This is a genomic window from Burkholderia sp. PvR073 (assembly GCF_054055695.1).
The window spans coordinates 1-2,570 of record NZ_JBSRXO010000030.1 but is presented as its reverse complement, the minus strand read 5'-3'; the positions used below and the strand labels follow the sequence as shown (position 1 = coordinate 2,570).

1 protein-coding gene is annotated in these 2,570 nt (G+C 59.8%); it reads left to right on the top strand.

What is annotated here, in order from left to right; all coding sequences use genetic code 11:
- A partial coding sequence (locus ACVK00_RS34490) for a beta strand repeat-containing protein (protein WP_456826993.1) occupies positions 1-2,570 on the top strand: 2,570 nt, incomplete at both ends.

Genomic DNA, 2,570 nt, shown 5'->3' with positions numbered 1-2,570 from the left:
TCGGCCGCTGCACCGGGTGTCGCCCTGACTACCGATTCCGGCAGCAGTGCCACCGACCACATTACCAGTGCCGGCACGTTGAATCTCACCGGTGTTGAAACCGGCGCCACCGTCGAATACTCGACGGATGGTGGTCATACCTGGAACACCAGTTTCAGCGCCGTCGAAGGCGTGAACGACGTGCAGGTCAGGCAAACCGATGTCGCGGGCAATACGTCGGACCCGACGGCGTTCAGCTTCACGCTCGATACCTCGGCCGCTGCGCCTGGCGTCGCGCTCACCGGCGATTCCGGCAGCAGTGCCACCGACCACATTACCAATGTCGGTACGTTGAATCTCAACGGTGTCGAAACGGGCGCCACCGTCGAATACTCGACGGATGGTGGCCATACCTGGAACACCAGTTTCAATGCCGTCGAAGGGGTGAATGACGTCCAGGTCCGGCAGACCGATGTCGCAGGCAATACGTCCGCCCCGACCTCGTTCAACTTCACGCTCGATACGTCGGCCGCTGCACCGGGTGTCGCCCTGACTACCGATTCCGGCAGCAGTGCCACCGACCACATTACCAGTGCCGGCACGTTGAATCTCACCGGTGTTGAAACGGGCGCCACCGTCGAATATTCGATCGATGGCGGTCACACCTGGAACACCAATTTCAATGCCGTCGAAGGCATGAACGACGTGCAGGTCCGTCAAACCGATGTCGCAGGCAATACGTCGGACCTGACGGCGTTCCACTTCACACTCGATACGTCAGCCGCCGCACCCGGTGTCGCACTCACGACCGATTCCGGCAGTGGCTCGACCGATCACGTCACCAACGTCGGTACGTTGAATCTTACGGGTGTTGAAACGGGCGCCACCGTCGAATACTCGACGGATGGTGGACACACCTGGAACACCAATTTCAACGCCGTCGAAGGCGTGAATGACGTCCAGGTTCGGCAGACCGATATCGCAGGCAATACATCAGATCCGACTTCGTTCAGCTTTACGCTGGATACCTCGGCCGCTGCACCGGGTGTTGCACTGACCGCCGACTCCGGCAGCAACGCTACCGACCACATCACGAACGTCGGCACACTTAGCCTGTCTGGTGTGGAGACTGGCGCAGTTGTCGAATACTCGATCGATGGCGGTCATACCTGGAGCACTAGCTTCAACGCGGTCGAAGGCGTGAACGACGTCCAGGTTCGGCAGACCGATATCGCAGGCAATACATCAGATCCGACTTCGTTCAGCTTTACGCTGGATACCTCGGCCGCTGCACCGGGTGTTGCACTGACCGCCGACTCCGGCAGCAACGCTACCGACCACATCACGAACGTCGGCACACTTAGCCTGTCTGGTGTGGAGACTGGCGCAGTTGTCGAATACTCGATCGATGGCGGTCATACCTGGAGCACTAGCTTCAACGCGGTCGAAGGCGTGAACGACGTACAGGTTCGGCAAACCGATATCGCAGGCAATACATCAGACCCGACTTCATTCAGCTTCACGCTCGATACCTCGGCCGCCGCACCCAGTGTCGCACTCACGAGCGATTCCGGTAGCAACTCGACCGATCACATCACCAACGTCGGTACACTCAACGTGTCTGGGGTGGAGACTGGCGCAGTTGTCGAATACTCGATCGACGGCGGCCATACCTGGAACACCAGCTTCAACGCCATCGAAGGCGTGAACGACGTACAGGTCCGGCAGACCGATGTCGCAGGCAATACGTCGGATCCGACTTCGCTCAGCTTTACGCTGGATACCTCGGCCGCTGCACCGGGCGTTGCACTGACCGCCGACTCCGGCGGCAACGCTACCGATCACATCACCAACGTCGGTACACTCGATGTGTCTGGCGTGGAGACCGGCGCAGTTGTCGAATACTCGATCGATGGCGGTCATACCTGGAACACCAGCTTCAACGCAGTCGAAGGCGTGAATGACGTACAGGTTCGGCAGACCGATATCGCAGGCAATACGTCGGACCCGACGACGTTCAGCTTCACGCTCGACACCTCGGCCTCCGCGCCGGGTGTCGCACTGACCGCCGATTCCGGCAGTAGCTCGACCGATCACATCACCAACGTCGGTACGTTGAATCTCACCGGTGTTGAAACGGGCGCCACCGTCGAATACTCGACGGATGGTGGCCATACCTGGAACACCAGTTTCAATGCGGTCGACGGCGTGAACGACGTACAAGTTCGGCAAACCGATGTCGCTGGCAATACATCAGACCCGACTTCATTCAGCTTCACGCTCGATACCTCAGCTGCTGCGCCCGGTGTCGCACTCACGAGCGATTCCGGTAGCAGCGCCGCCGACCACATCACCAACGTCGGTACACTCAACGTGTCTGGGGTGGAAACTGGCGCAGTTGTCGAATACTCGACCGATGGCGGCCATACTTGGAACACCAGTTTCAATGCCGTCGAAGGCGTGAACGACGTGCAGGTTCGGCAAACCGATGTCGCTGGCAATACGTCAGACCCGACGGCGTTCAGCTTCACGCTCGATACGTCGGCCGCCGCGCCCGGTGTCGCACTGACCGCCGATTCCGGCAATAGCTC